Below are 16,673 nucleotides of genomic sequence, written 5' to 3' on the forward strand. Positions count from 1 at the left end.
GCCGTAACTCCCTTTGACTCTCTGCCAGGTTTAAACGAGCAACTGCGTCCAGCCCACACTGCCGGCACTGCCCAGGCTGAAGCCCTTGCCTGTCAAGGACAGGTGCGGGTTATAAGCGGAGTCGTGCTGGAAGTTCGCCGCCCACCTCTCGCGCAAGGCGGCCAGGGCCTGTGGCGCCTCGGGCAGGAGGCCCGGGTGGAAAACCTGCACTTGCGGCGTCCACGATACCAAGCTGCCGACCTGGCCGATCTTGAGGCACAGATCGACATCGGCAAAGGCCTCGGCGAAGTCGTCTTCGTCCAGGCCACCGACCGCCTCGAAAAGCGCCTTGCGCACCATCAGGCACACAGAGGAGACCGCAGAATAGTTCTGCTCCACCGCCAGGCGCTGCATGTAGCCCTTGGCATCCGTCTTCTCGCCCACGAAAGGCGAACCGACACCGCCGTTCAAGCCGAGAATCAGGCCGGCCTGGGAAATCTTCGTATCACGGCTGTAGAGCTTGGCGCCGACCACCCCGACTTCCGGGCGCAGGGCCTGGTTGAGCAGGGACTCGATCCAGTTGGGATTGACCACTTCGCTGTCTTGCGCAAGCAGTACCAGGTACTCGCCCAGCGCTTGTCGCGCCGCCGCATTGCAGAACGCCGAGGTGCTCGCCCCAGCGGATTGCAGCACACTGACCTTGCCGGCCTGCGGTTGTGCCTGCAGCCAGGTGGCGAGGGCTTCGGAATAGCTCGGGTGATCGGCCACCAGCACTTCGTATTTCAGGTAGCGGGTTTTTTGCAGGACCGCGCTCAGGCAGCGCTCCAGTTCGGCGAAGTCCGCCTGGCCGTGGAGAATGACCGACACCAGCGGGCGCTCGGTATGCCGATAATCGACAAAGTAGCTCCCCGGCTGCTGCGAACTGACCTGGGCCTTGTAGCCGCGGGTGCCCAAGTGGCGGACCAGCGCCAGGCGCTCATGGGCGTTCTCTTCGAGAGACGGCACGCTGGAAATCAGCAACGGCTCGTCCAGATGGGCCAGTCCCGCCATGCCCCCCTGCTCGATCAGGCGCAGCAACAGATCGAATTCCAGGGCCTTGCTGAAGTCGGCCTTGTAACCGCCGGCCTCCAGCAGTACTTCACGGCGGATCAACCAGTGCCTGGCCATCAGCGCCGGGACGCTTTGCAACAGATCGAGGTTGAAATCCGGACGGAACACATCAGTGAGGGCACCATTGGCGTCGCGCTGAATCTCATCGGTGGCCACGGCACGGCAGCCATCGGCCTCGCGCAGCTCCAGGCCGGCGCGCAACAGGCCGCTGGCGGTGAACTCGTCACCGGCCTCGGTCAGCAGTACCCAGTCACAAGGCAACTGGCGCAGGGTCTGGTTCAGCTTGTCGACCAGATTGCCCGGGGTCACCCGGATAAAGTGCAGGGTGTTCTGCAGGGTGGTCGCCGCCTGCGGCTCGCCGGTGGTGAAGACGACAATGCGGAAGGCCTTGCTGTGCCCTTCCACCAGGCTGTCGAGGGTCACCTGCAACTTGCCGATGTCGTTGTCCAGGTCCAGCACCAGCAGGCCGAAGACCGGACCGCTGCCCTGCGCGACCTGGTAGGCACCGATCGCCTCGAGCTCGTCGGCGGACGGCTCGCGGACCTGCAGCCAGTCGAGCAACCGCCCCGAGAGCATCGCCTCGAAGGTCGACCGGTTGTCTTCGCTGGAGACAGCGTCCAGGCGCTCGGCCCAGGCGAACAGATCCCGCGCTTCGTCCTCTTCGCCCAGGCTCTCCAGTTGCCCGGCCAGGCGTTTGACCACCCTGCGGTTGAACAGGTTGCACTCCTGGGCCTGCCACAGGCGGTCCACCACACTTTCCGGGGTGTCGTTGTTGCGCGCGCGCAGCAGGGCATCCTGACGGCTCCACACGCCCTCCAGCCCCTGCAACTGCACACGACCGGCCGGCATGGCATGAAGCAGGAATTCCATCTGGGTCAACTGATCGAAAAATGCCTGGTTGTAGTAAGGCATTTCCATGTACTGCTTGGGTCCGAAACGCCGCTCCGGTGATCCATCCACACGAACCCAGGTGGAGTCGAACAGCATCTCAACCGTCAATGCCCGCCCGGTACGCAAGCTGGTGGCCATGGCCTCGAAACTTTCCAGTGCGAAGGCTTTTCTCTGCGCCTGATCGAGCCCTTCAATCTGGGTAGGTTGCGCCGCCAGGAATTCGGCGAAGGCTTCCCGCTCAGCCACGGATTTCGCATCCGTGTAGGTCAGCGAATGAAACACCTCGGTGTTGTGCTCCGACTCCCCGTAGTTTATCTCGCGGACCACATAAGGAACCGGGAGGATCCGAGCCTTGGCCTTGGCCAACATGTAGTAGGCATGGCCAATCTCCTGCCATTGGAAAATCGTGCCTTCCGGCATGGCCGCATACCAATCGCGCAACAAGGCAGTCCGGTGAACGGCATAGAACGGCGGGATGTATTGGTGCATGAAGTCAATGATGCGCTCCTGCGCACTCTCGGACGAATAGTCCTCGCAGACCTTCTTGTCGCGACGGTAATAGCTCACGCTATTGGACAGCGTCAGGTACATCAGGCAATAGCCGTGGCACATGCCGTAGTCCGGGTTCGACTCCAGGAACCCCACGGAATCAGCCAGTGCGCCATGCACGATGAAATCGTCATCCGCGGCAAACACCATGTAAGGCGTACTGACCTGTTCCACGCCATGAACGAGCTTCGCCTGAATACCCCAATAACCGTACTGCGGCAGGTGCCGATACTCGACGTTCGGATAGGCCCCGGCGATCCCTTCAGTCACCTCGGTCGAGGAGTCCAGCACCAGTATCCTGCAAGGCAGGGTGCTGTAGAATTTCACCGCCCGACGCGCAAAGGCGGGACGGTTATGGGTGATCAGCACCACCGTCAACAACTCGCTCAGCGGTAATCCGTGTTCTGAACCGTACTTGCCTTGCATAAACTTTCCCCACGACCGGCGAATCGCCCGATGAACTCATATTGATTGCGTTGCTTAACGAACCCGACGCAGGTAACCGTCCGGTGCGACCGTGATCAACAGTTTGCTGTGGATGCGCGCATCGATCTCGAAATCACGGTTTTCCTCCAGATAGGCCCAAACAGCAGTTTTCGGATTGTCGCCCTTGCCCCATGGACGATCCGGAAACGCATCGGACGGCATGTCTTCGACCACGGTGTCCATCACCACGCAGTAGCTGCCGACCGACGCCAGGGGTGCATAAGCACGCAGCTCTTCGAGCACGTGCTCATGGGTGTGATTGGAATCGAGCACCACCAGCACTTTTTTACCGGCGACCCGCGCGCGCACTTGCTCGACGATGGCCGGATCGATGCTCGAGCCCTGGATCATGCTGATCCGACGCGCCATCGGGTGACTCTCGATAGCTTCCCGATTGTGCTGGCGAATATCGATATCGATCCCCAGCACCTCACCGTGCCCGATCAGTTCCAGCATCGAGGCGTAAAACACCAACGAACCCCCATGGGCGATACCGGTCTCGACGATCACATCCGGACGCAACGCCCAGATGATTTCCTGCATGGCGACCATGTCCTGGGGAAACTGAATGATCGGCCGCCCCATCCAACTGAAGTTGTAGGTGTACTTGTGCTTGGCGGTGACGCCGACCCAGTCCAGCGACTCGGCCTGAAGCTGCTTGTCCTGCTGCAGACCTTCGATGTTCTGGCGGACTTCTTCACGAAACTGCTCATGTGGATTCATGCAAACGCTCCGATACGGGGTTTTGTTAGTTGAAGACCCGGCCGTCCGCATAGGGAACGGCCTGAGCCCTGATGATCCTGGCCGGATTGCCCACGACCACGGCGTAATCGGGAACATCCCGGGTGACCACGGCGCCGGCGCCTACCGTTGCCCAGCGGCCGATGCGCAGGCGCGGCAAGATAGTCGCGTTGGTGCCGATGAACGCACCGTCCCCCACCTCGACACACCCTGCGATAGCCACGCCGGGAGCCATGAACACCGAATGACCGATGCGCCCCTCGTGCCCGACAAGGCTGCCGTAGCTGATGCTGCTGTTATCGCCCAGGGACACCTCGGCCTGAAGGATCACGCCCTCCTGGAGATAGTTGCCCACCCCCATTCGGGTCATGGTCAGGTCGATCCCGGGGTGTAGAAAATTGCACAAGGTGCCACCGGCCTCGATGATCTGGCGGGTGGTCTCATAACGGGTTCGGGTATCGCGGGTGATCAGGTTCACGAAGCGGGTGTCCGGACCTTTCAGATCGGCCACGCGCTCCACTCCACCAATGACCGGCACACCATGAAACAACGTGCCATGCTTGGCCGGGTCATTGTCGAGGAAGGCAAACTCGACAATCGGATTGGCACGCTGCACCGCCCGGATCATGCGGACCGCCTCGGGGTTGGCCGCACCCAGCAGGTAGAGGTTCACAACAGGTTCCTTTGCCGGCAGACGTTGCGAATGACATCGATCACCCGCTGCTGATCGGCATCCGACATATCGTGGTAACTCGGCAGATTGATGGCCCGCTCCGACAGCGAAAAGGCCATCGGGGTCACCACCGGCTTGTCGCAGAACATCGGCAACGAGGACAGCGGCCAGAAAAACACCCGGGCATCGATATCGGCCGCCTGGAACGCCTCGATCAAGATCTCCCGGGTCACCCCGGTAGCGGCCTCGAAAACCACCGTGGGCATCCAGTAACCGTTGCGCGAATGCTCCGGCTGCGGGTTCATGGACAACACCGGAATATCCAGCAGCCCTTGGGCATAGCGGTCGAAAATCGCGCGCTTGCGGGCGATCAGTTCTTCGAGCCGTTCGACCTGGGCACAACCGATCGCCGCCTGCAGGTTGCTCATCTTGTATTTGAAGCCGATGAAGTCCGGCCAGAACTGACGCTTGCTACCGCTGACACGACCATGATTGGAAAGGGTCAGCACCCGCTCGTACAGCGCCCGGTCCGAGGTCACGAAAATTCCGCCCTCACCGGTCGTCATGGTCTTGGTGCCATGAAATGAAAAGGCGCCGAAGGTTCCCAGGGAACCCGCGGCTTTGCCGCGCCACTGGGAGCCGATGGCTTCGGCGGCATCCTCGATGACAGGGATGCCGTACTCGCGGCCGATCTCCAGGAGCGCATCCAGGTCACAGAGATTGCCGTACAGATGCACGGCCACGATGGCCTTGGTCCGGGGCGTGATGGCCTGCTTGACGCGTTCCGGATCCAGGCACCAACTGTCCGGCAACACATCGACAAATACCGGAGTGGCGCCCAGATATTCAATCGGCGCCGCCGACGCGATCCAGTTGGTGTTGGCCAAAATGACTTCGTCACCCGGACCTATGCCCAACGCTGCCATCCCAAGGTGCAAGGCACCGGTGCAACTGGAGGTGGCAATGGCATAGGTCACCCCCAGATGTTCGGCGAATGACTTCTCGAAGCGCGTGATGTACTCATAGCAGCGGTCGCCCCAGCCATGTTGTACGGCATCCAGTACGTAGCTGGCTTCCAGCTCGCCCACACTGGGCTTGGTGTAGTGAATTCGGCTCATCTGAAACTCAACTCCGGAATGGCAACCACAAATTGTCCGCCCCAGGTACGGACGAGCGCGAACTGCTGGGTGATTTCGTCCACCAGATTCCATGGCAGCACCAGCACGTAGTCCGGTTTTTCCGCCTCGATCCGCTCGGGCGACACCACGGGAATGCGGCTGCCCGGCAGGAATTTGCCCTGCTTGTGCGGGTTGGCATCGGCCACCCAGGCCAGCAGGTCCGGCCTGACCCCGGCATAGTTGAGCAAGGTGTTGCCCTTGGCCGCCGCGCCATAACCCACCACGCGCTTGCCTTCGGCCTTGGCCTGCAACAGGAAGCGCAGCAGGCCGTGCTTGATGCGTTCGGCGGCCGGGGCCAGGGTGGCGTAGAACGCCGGGGTCTTCACCCCGGCGGCCAGTTCGGCGTCCAGCACCTGGCGGACCACCGGTTGCACCGCGCGACGCGAACCGTCGGCGCGCTGCACGAAGACCCGCAGCGAACCGCCATGGGTCGGCAGGCCGCCGACATCGAAGATTTCCAGGCCGTTGCGCACGCACAAGGCCTGCACGGCGGTCAGCGACAGGTAGGAGTAGTGCTCGTGATACAGGGTATCGAACTGGTGCCCGGCGATCAGGGCGAGCAGATGCGGAAACTCGAAGGTCGCCACCCCTGTCGGCTTGAGCAGCGTCGCGAAGCCCTGGAGAAAGTCATTGATGTCCGGCACATGGGCCAGCACATTGTTGGCCGCCATCAGGTCGGCCGCCCAGCCTTCTTCGCGCAATTGCAAGGCGGTGTCCCGGCCGAAGAACAGCTCGCGGATCTCCAGGCCCTTGTCTCGCGCCGCCTGGGCAGTGCTGCGGGTCGGCTCGACCCCCAGGCAACGGATGCCGCGCGCGGCGACATATTGCAGCAGGTAGCCATCGTTGGCGGCCACCTCCACCACGCGGCTGTCGGCGCCCAGTTCGAAGCGCTCGACCATCTCGGCCACATAGCGCTCGGCGTGGGCCAGCCAGGTACTGGAAAACGAACTGAAGTAGGCGTAGTCGGCGTCGAACAAGCTATCGGCGCGGGTGTAGTCCTCGGTCTGCACCAGCCAGCAGCACTGGCACACCGCGACTTTCAACGGCACCCACGGCTCGGCCTGCTCCAGCTGGTCGGCCCGCAGGTAGGCATTGGACGGCGGCGAAGTCCCCAGATCGATCAATGGCAAAACCAGCGGGGTGCCGCAACCTCGGCAGTTCATAAACGCACTCCAGGGAAAGACGCGTCGAGCAGGGGGTGATTGCTGTCCCTGGTCGACAGATTTTTGACAGCCTCGGGCCAGGTGATTGCCAGGCGCGGATCGAGCACCGACAGGCCGCCCTCGCAGTCCGGCGCATAGTCGGCGCTGTGCAGGTAAAGCAGCTCGGCGTCATCGCTCAGGGTCTGGAAACCGTGGGCGAAGCCGGCGGGAATCAACAGGCTGCGACCATCGCCGGCGCGCAGGTGTTCGGCGTGCCAGTGCAGGAAGGTCGGCGAATCCGGACGCAGGTCCACCGCGACATCCCAGACCTCGCCGCGCAGGCAGGTGATCAACTTGGCTTCCGGGGCCTGGGCATTCTGATAATGCAGGCCACGCACACTGCCCCGTTCGCGGGTACAGGAATGGTTGATCTGGCGGATATGGAAAGACTCGCCGAACGCGCTCAGGCTGCCTTCGCAGAACAACCGGGAGAAATGCCCGCGCTGATCGGCGTGACGCTTGTGCTGCACACTGAACAGCCCCTTGAGGGGCAAGCCATGAATCAGGAATTCACTCAAAACCCACCCCGGTACTGATTCAGTTGCGCCAGGGTCACGCTGCGCATGTCTTCGCCGTTTTTCCAGGCCAGGTGCCAGTCGAGGGTGTGCTCCAGGCATTGCTGCAATGACCAGCGCGGCTGCCAGCCGAGCAGTTGCCGGGCGCGACTGCTGTCCAGGCGCAACAGGCCGGCCTCGTGCAGCTCGCTGCGCTCGACCCGCAGGCCCGGCGCCTGTGGCCAGCGCCCGGCGAGTCGCTCGACCACGTCGCCGACACTGCACATGTCCTCTTCGCCAGGTCCGAAGTTCCACGCCCCGGCCACTTCCGGCCCGCGCTCATAGAGCGCGGCGGCCAGTTGCAGGTAGCCGGCCAGCGGCTCCAGTGCATGCTGCCAGGGACGCACGGCCTGTGGATAACGCAGCGTGACCGGCTCATCCGCCGACCAGGCGCGAAGCACATCGGGAATCAGTCGCTCCGGGGAAAAGTCGCCGCCGCCCAGGACATTCCCGGCCCGCGCGGTCGCCACCGCCAGGCCATGGGCCTCGTAGCGCTCGGCGGGGAAAAAGGAGGCCACGTAGGACTGCGCCAGCAGCTCGCAGCAGGCCTTGCTGCTGCTGTAGGGATCATGGCCGCCGAGGGCTTCGTTCTCGCGATAAGGCCAGGCCCACTCCTGGTTGGCGTAGACCTTGTCGGTGGTGACCAGCACACAGGCGCGTACCCCGCCGACCTGGCGCATCGCTTCCAGCAGGTTGAGGGTGCCCATGACATTGCTCGAATAGGTGCCGAGCGGATCGCGATAGGCCTCGCGCACCAGCGGCTGGGCCGCCAGGTGCAGGACGATTTCCGGCTCGGTCTCGGCGATCAGTTCGAGCAAGGCGCCGAGGTCGCGCAGGTCGCCCCGTTGGTCGTTGAGGCCTTCGCCGACGCGGGCCAGCTCATACAGACTGGGCTCGGTGCCGGGGTCGAGGGCGAAGCCGCTGACCCGGGCGCCCAGGCTCTCCAGCCACAGCGCCAGCCAACTGCCCTTGAAGCCGGTATGGCCGGTCAGCAGGACCCGCTTGCCGTTCCAGAAGGTCGGGCTCAGTCCCACTGCTTCCATGGGGCCTCCCCGCTCTGCCACAAATGCTCCAGGTGATTCTTGTCACGCAGGGTGTCCATCGGGTGCCAGAAACCGTCGTGCTGGAAGGCATTCAACTGCCCCCGGGCTGCCAGCCCCATCAACGGCTCGGCTTCCCAGACGGTACTGTCGTCGCTGATCAGCGGCAGCACCTTGGGCGACAGGACGAAGAAACCGCCGTTGATCCAGCCGCCATCGCCACGGGGCTTCTCGATAAAACCTCGAACCATGTCGCCATCGCGCTCCAGCGCGCCGTAACGACCGGGCGGCTGCACCGCAGTGACCGTCGCCAGCTTGCCGCTGGAAAGATGGAAGTCCACCAGCGCGCCGATATTCAGGTCCGAGACGCCGTCGCCGTAGGTGAAGCAGAAGGCTTCTTCGTTTTCCAGGTAGCGACCGGCACGGCGCAAGCGGCCGCCGGTCATGGTTTCTTCGCCGGTGTCGATCAGGGTCACGCGCCATGGCTCGCTGTAGTTCTGGTGAACGTCCATGCGATTGTTGCTCATGTCGAAGGTGACGTCGGAGGTGTGCAGGAAGTAGTTGGCGAAGAAGTCCTTGATGGCGTAGCCCTTGTACCCCAGGCAGATCACGAAGTCGTGGATGCCATGGGCGGAGTACTGCTTCATGATGTGCCAGAGAATTGGCTTGCCGCCGATCTCGATCATCGGCTTGGGCTTGAGGTGCGATTCCTCGCTGATCCGCGTGCCCAGGCCGCCCGCCAGAATAACTGCCTTCATCAACGTCCCCTCTTGTTCGACACAGGGCCTGTTCGGGCGCTGTGGGACTTACCAGACTGCCGGGTCAAATCGTGCGATCGGCTCGCGGCCCGTGGGCCGCGCCGCCAAATGCACGATTTATGGCGATATGCAGGGGGACTTGCAGGAAACGCGCCAGCTCCAGAAAGGGATCAATCGGCCAGCCAGCCGTTCTCCCAGTAACGCAGGTTATCGCCGCGCAGCATGTAGTCGCGCAGGACGATCTCACGCAGCTCGTCACCCATGCGGTAGCTGGCATCGGGATCGGACAGGTGCATGCGAATGGCCTGTAGCCATTCATCGGTGGTGTTGGTCTTGACCTTGGTGCACGGCAGGTAGCCGGCATAGGCCTTGGTATCGGTGCAGATCACCGGATAACCGCAGGCGCCATACTCCAGCAGGCGCAGGTTGCTCTTGCAGTCGTTGAAGATGTGGAACTCCAGCGGCGCCAGGGCCAGGTCCAGGTTCAGGCTCGCCAGCTTCGCCGGATAGACATCCAGCCCGATGACCCCATGGAACTCATGCATATAGGGCCGCAGTTCCTCCGGACACATACCGAAGAAGACCCAGTCCACCTCGTTGGCCAATTCCCTGACGACATCGGCAATGATCGCCAGGTCGCCGGCATGGCTGGTGCCACCGCCCCAACCCACACGTGGCTTTTTCGAGGTGCGACGCTGGTTGCGCAGCCCCGTCCACAGATGCGCAGCAAGCATGTTCGGCACCACGCGGATGTCGCTGTGCATGGAGGACAAGGCATCGGCCAGTGGTGCCGTGGACACCACCACCCGATCGCACAGGCCAATGCCACGCCGCACCAGGCGCTCCATCTCCATATGGTCGGGCAGGTTGCGAATGTGTCCGTTCTTGTGAGGGACATTGATCACATAGTCATCCAGCTCATAGATGCGCCGGGCGTTGCTGTAGGTCTTCAAGCCGATGATTTCGTCAATCGGCTGTGCGGCGTAACGGCCCTGCAGCACGATAACGTCAGGAGACTGACGCTCGACCTCGATGATCGACGGCAGGTTGTAGTAGGTACGCCCCGCGGCGCGGCCTGCCGCTTCCAGTTCGATCAGCGGCTGGGTGACCCGGTAGTGGCCGATGGCCGAAGCATTCACCGGCAGCGCCATGATCCGCGGCAGGTAGCGAGCGGAAAACGCATTCCAGCCCGCCCGCAGGCCCGGTTCCAGGCTAAAGCTCGAACCGCCCAGGCTGTCCAGCGTCAGGCTCGGGTTGTAGGCCGGATCACGGGCGACAATCGGCAGCCAGCGTTGGTAGAACGTCTCTTCTTCCTTGGCCCGCAACGTCTGCTGTTCGGCCTCCAGTTCCGCCGTCGGTTGCGCGCCCACAGCCAACTGCGCGTATGGAGTCCAGACTACCAGATGGCCGCTTTGGCCGACGCGCAGGCAAAGATCCACCTCGTTGAGGCTCTGGGCAAAATGTTCTTCATCCAGGCCGCCAAGGCTCTCGAACAGCGCCTTGCGGACCAGCAGGCAATCGGCGCCCACCGCGCTCAGGTCATGCGCCACCTGCAGGCGGTGCATGTAGCCGCTGGCCTGCATCACCTCGCCATAGAATGGCAGGCCCGCCGGACCGCGCAGGCCGAGAATCAGCCCCGCGTGCAGCACACGACCCGCCGGGCTGAACAGCTTGGCGCCCACCACGCCGACTTCCGGGCGCTGGCCGTGATTAAGCATTTCATCCAGCCACGAGGGCTGGGTGATCACGGCATAGGGGTTGAGCAACAACAGGTATTCGCCCCGCGCCTGTGCAGCCGCAAAGTTGCGAATAGCCGCCGCATTGCCCTGTTGCGGATACTCCAGCACACGCAGGCGGTCGCTGCCCAACTGCGTCATGCCGGCCAGCCAGGCCTTGGCCTCGGCACTTTCACTGCCATTGTCCACCACCAGCAGTTCGTATTCGCTGTAGGCGGTTTTCTCCAGCAGGCTCTCGATACAGCGCTGCAACGCCGCGGACTGATCCTTGCCGACGATAATGATCGACACCCGCGGCCGGTGCTCGGAGTGATAGTCGATGCGATTGAACAGCCGGCCATCGTCCTGGCGAATCTCGTGTTCGACCCCCAGGCGCCGCAGATGCGCCCGCACCACCCGCGGATTGAGTTCGATCAGTTCAGGCAAGGACAACCATGTCGACAAAGAGAATGCCGACTCCAGCTGAACCTCGGCAATGTGCTCCACCGCCCGGGTGCCGTCACTTTCGACCAGGCGCCACAACACATCGTGGGGAGCCAGTTCACCGTGATCCGCATCGAATCCGCCCAGCGCCAGGAAAGCCTCCTGCTGGAACGCCAGGGCCCGCCCGACGTAGGGGTAGCTGCGCATCAGGTCCAGATTGAAATCCGGCTTGAACACCGGCTCCATGGATTCGCCCCCTGCAAGCTGCCCTCGTCGCTATAGATGCAGCGCGCGTTCGGCGTAATCACGATACGTTCAGCCAGCACCAGCAAGGCCGGCTCCAGCAGACGGTCACCGGCGCGCAACAGATAGAACCAGTCGGCCTCATCGAGCTGCGGCAACAGTTCATTCAGCTGTTGGCGCCAATCCTCCTGCAATGGCAGGCGAAACACCCGTCCATCCAGCGAGGCCTCGGTGCAGGCGCTGGACAGCACCAGGGTCAGTTGCGGCGCGTAGAGCTGGTCGGCCAGGCTCTGCAGTGTCATTTCAAGATTGGCACTGCTGCCCGGCTCATCGATGACAATCGGTACGATCTTCGGCTGCCAGGGCCAGGCGGCCAGGGTGTCCGGCAACAACTTGCGCTGGGGCTCGCTCAGATTGCGGCACGCCAGCCATTCGCTATACAACTGGGAAAAGCTCTCGCTGGCGATCCCGACCCGCCAGTGCTGGGTGGTCTGCCGGGTGCCCAGGGTTCGGCTCAGGGGCAGCTCTTCCCAGACGCGGGGCAATGCCCCAGCAGTCGCCAGGGGCAGGTAGCGTACCCAGCCGGGGGCCGGGGCCTTCTCGCCGCTGCGCGCCTTGAGCATTTGCAACAACCATTGCATTTCCGTCGCGGCGGCATCCTTCATCGCTTGCAGGCGATTCATCCGCTCGGGGTACAGTCGCTCGATACTCAGGACATTGTTCAGCACCGCCAGGGTGCCGCGGCGGAACAGACAGATGTACAAGGCCAGGTCCAGGGAGGCGATAAAACAGTGCCCGGGCTGGGTCAAGGCCGGCAGCAATTCGACCAGGTCCGCCCGCCGAAACAGGGCACAGCTCAGGCCACCAAAGAAGTTGACCGGAAAGTTCTCGCAGATGGCCAGCAGGTCCTCGGCCTTGAACAGCCCGGAAACCGGAGACAGCGGGCAGTTTTCCAGGCGCGACGGCAACTGGAGGTCATCGGCGTCCCAGAAAAACCGTTGCCCCAGTACCAGGTTGACATCTTCGTGCTCGACGAACACCTGTGTCTGCTGCTCGATACTGCTGGGAAACAACTGGTCGTCATCCAGCAGAAACTTGATGTACTCGCCCCGCGCCTGCTCCAGGCCTGCCTGCAGGTTACCGATATAGCCCAGCGGCTGAGGGTTGCGCACATAGCGCAGCGCCTTGCCGGTCTGTTCGCTCAGTGCCTGCGCCAGCTTCTCGATCTCATCGTCAAGGCTGTCATCGCAGACGATGATTTCCAGGTTGGCGTAAGACTGGGCCAAGGCACCGTCCAGGGCTCGGGAGAAGAACCGTGGATTGGCGGCTGGAATGACAAGACTGACAAGCGGGATCGAGTTCACGGCGGGGCTCTCAAGCGACGGGAACGCTCCTGCGTCGGCAGCGCCCCTGAAACCGCTGGGTCACAGCGGCGGGTATTCGACGGTTAACGCAACCGGGCGCTTGCACGCCCGATCAGGATCAGATCTTGTTGAACAGACCCAGCTGGCTGATTTTGCTGAACGCCAACTGCGCCGCCTGCAACATGGTCTGTTGCAGGGTCAGGCGGGTCATGACTTCCGCCGGGTCGGAGTCGCGAATCGCCGATTGGCTGGTGGTGTTGGCCAGGACCAGACTCTGGTTGGTGGTGCTCTGGTCATCCAGGACCTGGCCCCGGGTACCGATGGTGGTCAGCGCGCTACCGGCCTGATCCATCGCGCTGGTGACGTTGCTGACGCCCGCGTTCAATGTCGCCAGCAGCTTCTGCTGGGCAACCGCATTGCCATCGGCCGGGGTGTTCAAGGCACCGATCATCTGGTTCAACGTATCGAGGATGTTCTGGGTCTGGTGGTTGTTCGGCTGGACCACGAACTGGTCACCGGCCGCTGGCGGGGTAGCGCCAAAGGTCAGGCTGACCCCCGCCGCCGTCGCCGTCGAACCGGCCATGGTCCCCGAGGACACCGGCCGGCTGCTGGCCGTGATCGGTGCCGCATAGAGGTCGTAGGCCGTGGCGCTGGTGAACTTGAGAATCGCCCCACCGGCGGGGAAGGTGCTGGTGTAGGCCGCCTGGTTGGTGGTCGTCGCCGAGGTCACCACCGCGGTCGACGGATTGCCCGCGCTACGCGAAGTGTTGAAGGTGTCCGGCTGCGCGGTCAGGGTGAAGGTATGCCCGGCAATGACGGTATCCGGCACATCACCGGACTTGAGGTTGAGGTTCAACCCCAGGTCCACGCCACGGAAGGTCACTGTCTGGTTCGCCCCGTTGCTGTTGCTGATCACACCGTTCTGGCTGGCTTCGGTGGTGACGTCGGTGCCGCTCGCATCGGTGATCTTGATCTGGGTACTGCTGAGGAAGCTGACGGTATACGGCTGGCCACCGCTGAACTTGGCGTCGTAGGTGGCGCTGTTGCTGATCTGGCCGTTGGACAGGGTCACGCGTCCGTCGTCCACCGCGGGCGCGGTCATGGTGACCTGGGTACGCGCCGTGTTGATGGACTGCTGGAACGCATCCCAGCCGGTCACATTGCTGGCCACCGAGTTATTGTCGCCAATCGCCAGGTTCAACTGCGACTGATCGCCGTTGTAGCTGTAGGTGCCGTCGGAATTGGCGGTATAAGGAAGGGTATTGGTCTTCGAACCCGCGAACAGGTAGTTGCCGTTGGCATCCTGGCTGTTCATCAGGCCGAGGATCGTTTGCTGGATCTGTCCCAACTGCTGGGCAAAAGCCTTGCGATCGGCATCGGTATTGGTGCCGTTGGTGGCCGACAGCGCGGTTTCCCGCGCCGATTGCATGGCGCTCTGAATCGAGGTCAAGGCCGTTTCCGACTGAGTGTAAGAGCTCTTGAGCGAGCTGATATTACTGGTGTACTGGGTCAGCGCAGCGCTTTGCTGACCCAGTTGCAACAGGCGCGCCGCGCCCACCGGGTCATCGGCGGCGGTGTTGACCTTGACCAGGCTGCTGGCCTCGGCACTGGTCTTGAGCGTGTCGTTGTAGCCGCGCTGATAGTTGGCGGCCGTGGTTTCGTAATACTGGGCGGTGGAAATGCGCATGGATCACGACTCCTTAAAGGCTGCTGATCAGCGTGCTGAAGATGGTCTGGGCGGCCTTGATGATCTGCGACGCGGCCGTGTAGTACTGCTGGTACTTGACCAGGTTGGCGGACTCTTCGTCCAGGTTGACCCCGGACAGCGAGTCGCGGGCACCCTTGGCGTTGGTCAGGATCGTGGTCGTGGCCGTGTTGTCCGAGGTGGCCGTGGCCGCCTTGGTACCGACGTTGGAGACCAGCGTGCCGTAGGCATCGGAGATGCTGCTGCCCTTGCTCGTGGTATTGGTGCCCACGGTCTGCTTGGTTTGCAGGGCGATCAGGGCGGCGCTGTTGCGGTTATCCGAAGAACCGGCGCCGGTCATCGACATGGTGTAGCTTTCACCGGTTTTCGGAGTGCCGCTCACCGTGGTCTGGACGGTGAAGGTCTTCTGCAGGCCAGTGACCGGGTCCATCACCGGGGTGCCGGTGGAGTCGACCATGTTCACGCTCAGGTTCAGCGTATTGGCCTGCCCCGGCACGATGGTGCCGGAGCCCATCACGTTGCCCTGTGGATCGGTCAAGGTGTAACCCTGGGTCCCGGCGGCGGCCGCGGCGAAGACGATCTTGACCGGCGTGCCGTACTTGATGGCGTCCTGCAATTGCGCGTTGTTCGTCGCGTTGGCCGTGCCCAACTGGTCGACCAGGGTCGGCTGGGTGTAGGTGCCGCCGTTGTTGGCACTGGTGACACCGGCCAGCGGCGCCGCCGCGGCAATGTTCTGCGCGTTGGTCATCACTGTCTGGATGTCGCTGGCGCCGCCACGGGTCGGGGTCACCTTGAAGCTGTCGCCGGCACTCATCGCACCGCCCGTGAGGCTCAGGGTGATGCCGTCGATCACCGGTGCCGGCGTGGTGGTGGTGCTGAAGGCGCCCATGTTGGTGCCGTCCGAGCGCAGGACACTGTAGTTGGTCGCGCTGGTGAAGGTCACCTTGTAATCGTTGGTGGTCAGCGCGCCGGTGTCGGCGATGGTCACGTTCAGGTTGCCGGAGCCGGCACTGTTGGTCGCACTGGCAGTACTGCGCTGGCTGATCAGGGCCGCGCTGTTGATATCGTTGAAGATCGCCGAACCGAAGTTGCCGTTCTTGTCGATGCCCTGGGCCTGCTGCTTGTTCATCTGGTCGGCCGTGACCATGGCAATGCGCCCCAACTCGTTCATCGACGGGTCGAGCACATCGCTGCGATAGCGCAGCAGACCGCCGATTTCGCCACCGGTCACGGTGGAGGTGATGTCGACGGTGCTGCTGCCGCGATCCAGTTGCAAGGCCGAACGACTCGGATCGTCCTTGCTCGGTACGGCAGACAGGGTGTTGGTGCTGTTGCCCATGACCAGCGGCTGACCGCTACCAATGTAGACGTCATAGCTCGAACCGCGCTCGACCACCTGGGTGCCGAGCAGCTGGGACAACTGGCGCACCGCCTCGCTGCGCTGGTCCAGCAGGTCGTTCGGTGCACCGGCGGCGGTGGTGACCTTGGAAATCTGGTCGTTGAACTGGGCGATGCTGCTCGCCAGCTTGTTCACCTGACCGGCCATGTCCGACAGGTTGGTGTTGATTCCGGTGTTCTGGTTGTTCAACTGCTGGGCGATGGAGTTGAATTTGTTGCTCAGGGCCTGGGCGCTGCTCAGCGTCGTCTGGCGCGACGCATCGTCCGTCGGGGTGGTCGACACGCTTTGCAGCGAGCTGAAGAACTTCTGCAACGAAGCGGTCATGCCGGTGTTGGTGTCGGACAACATGGAGTCCGTCGGCGTGACCTGGGCCAGGTACGAGGACGAATCGCTGTTGAGCGAGGTCGAGGTTTGCAACTGCGAATCCAGGTAGGCGCTGTAGACCCGACGGACATCCGCCAGGGTCGTGCCGGTGCCGATGAACACGTTGCCGTATTGCTGCGAGGCAGAGGTGGTCTGCACGGTCTGCTGACGTGAATAACCGGCTGTATCAACGTTGGAAATGTTGTTGCCGGTGGTTGTCAAAGCCGTCGAGGCCGTGTTCAACCCCGTCATACCGATATTGAGCAAGCTCATGATTCA

10 protein-coding genes and 1 pseudogene are annotated in these 16,673 nt (G+C 62.8%); all 11 read right to left on the bottom strand.

What is annotated here, in order from left to right:
- Nucleotides 1-30: 30 nt before the first annotated feature.
- Nucleotides 31-2,955, bottom strand: coding sequence for a TIGR00180 family glycosyltransferase (locus NUH87_RS09490; protein WP_338525732.1), 2,925 nt, complete (start codon nt 2,953-2,955; stop codon nt 31-33).
- Nucleotides 2,956-3,009: 54 nt separating this feature from the next.
- Nucleotides 3,010-3,738 carry a cephalosporin hydroxylase family protein gene (locus NUH87_RS09495; protein WP_338525733.1) on the bottom strand — a complete coding sequence of 243 codons (729 nt, stop codon included), beginning with the start codon at nt 3,736-3,738 and terminating at the stop codon, nt 3,010-3,012.
- A 25-nt stretch (nt 3,739-3,763) separates the two neighbouring features.
- Nucleotides 3,764-4,429, bottom strand: coding sequence for an acetyltransferase (locus tag NUH87_RS09500; protein ID WP_338525734.1), 666 nt, complete (start codon nt 4,427-4,429; stop codon nt 3,764-3,766).
- Entirely contained in the window at nt 4,426-5,547 is a 1,122-nt protein-coding gene (locus NUH87_RS09505; protein WP_338525735.1) for a DegT/DnrJ/EryC1/StrS family aminotransferase, read from the bottom strand. The genes NUH87_RS09500 and NUH87_RS09505 overlap by 4 nt, the downstream gene beginning before the upstream one ends.
- The gene (locus NUH87_RS09510; RefSeq protein WP_338525736.1) at nt 5,544-6,770 is read right to left on the bottom strand and encodes a class I SAM-dependent methyltransferase; all 1,227 of its coding nucleotides are present in this window, start codon (nt 6,768-6,770) and stop codon (nt 5,544-5,546) included. The genes NUH87_RS09505 and NUH87_RS09510 overlap by 4 nt, the downstream gene beginning before the upstream one ends.
- Nucleotides 6,767-7,327, bottom strand: coding sequence for a dTDP-4-dehydrorhamnose 3,5-epimerase (locus NUH87_RS09515; RefSeq protein WP_338525737.1), 561 nt, complete (start codon nt 7,325-7,327; stop codon nt 6,767-6,769). Before NUH87_RS09515 ends, NUH87_RS09510 begins: the two co-directional genes overlap by 4 nt.
- Nucleotides 7,324-8,406: a CDP-glucose 4,6-dehydratase gene (gene rfbG / locus NUH87_RS09520; RefSeq protein ID WP_338525738.1), complete on the bottom strand. Its 1,083-nt coding sequence runs from the start codon at nt 8,404-8,406 to the stop codon at nt 7,324-7,326. Before rfbG ends, NUH87_RS09515 begins: the two co-directional genes overlap by 4 nt.
- Entirely contained in the window at nt 8,388-9,161 is a 774-nt protein-coding gene (gene rfbF / locus NUH87_RS09525; protein WP_040063276.1) for a glucose-1-phosphate cytidylyltransferase, read from the bottom strand. Before rfbF ends, rfbG begins: the two co-directional genes overlap by 19 nt.
- A gap of 170 nt (nt 9,162-9,331) precedes the next feature.
- A pseudogene (locus tag NUH87_RS09530) lies at nt 9,332-12,927 on the bottom strand (glycosyltransferase).
- 118 nt (nt 12,928-13,045) lie between these two features.
- The gene (locus NUH87_RS09535) at nt 13,046-14,614 is read right to left on the bottom strand and encodes a flagellar hook-associated protein 3 (protein WP_338525739.1); all 1,569 of its coding nucleotides are present in this window, start codon (nt 14,612-14,614) and stop codon (nt 13,046-13,048) included.
- A gap of 13 nt (nt 14,615-14,627) precedes the next feature.
- Nucleotides 14,628-16,667: a flagellar hook-associated protein FlgK gene (gene flgK, locus NUH87_RS09540; protein ID WP_338525740.1), complete on the bottom strand. Its 2,040-nt coding sequence runs from the start codon at nt 16,665-16,667 to the stop codon at nt 14,628-14,630.
- Between the last annotated feature and the right edge of the window lie 6 nt (nt 16,668-16,673).

Source organism: Pseudomonas batumici, from assembly GCF_036585405.1.
Classification (GTDB): domain Bacteria; phylum Pseudomonadota; class Gammaproteobacteria; order Pseudomonadales; family Pseudomonadaceae; genus Aquipseudomonas; species Aquipseudomonas batumici.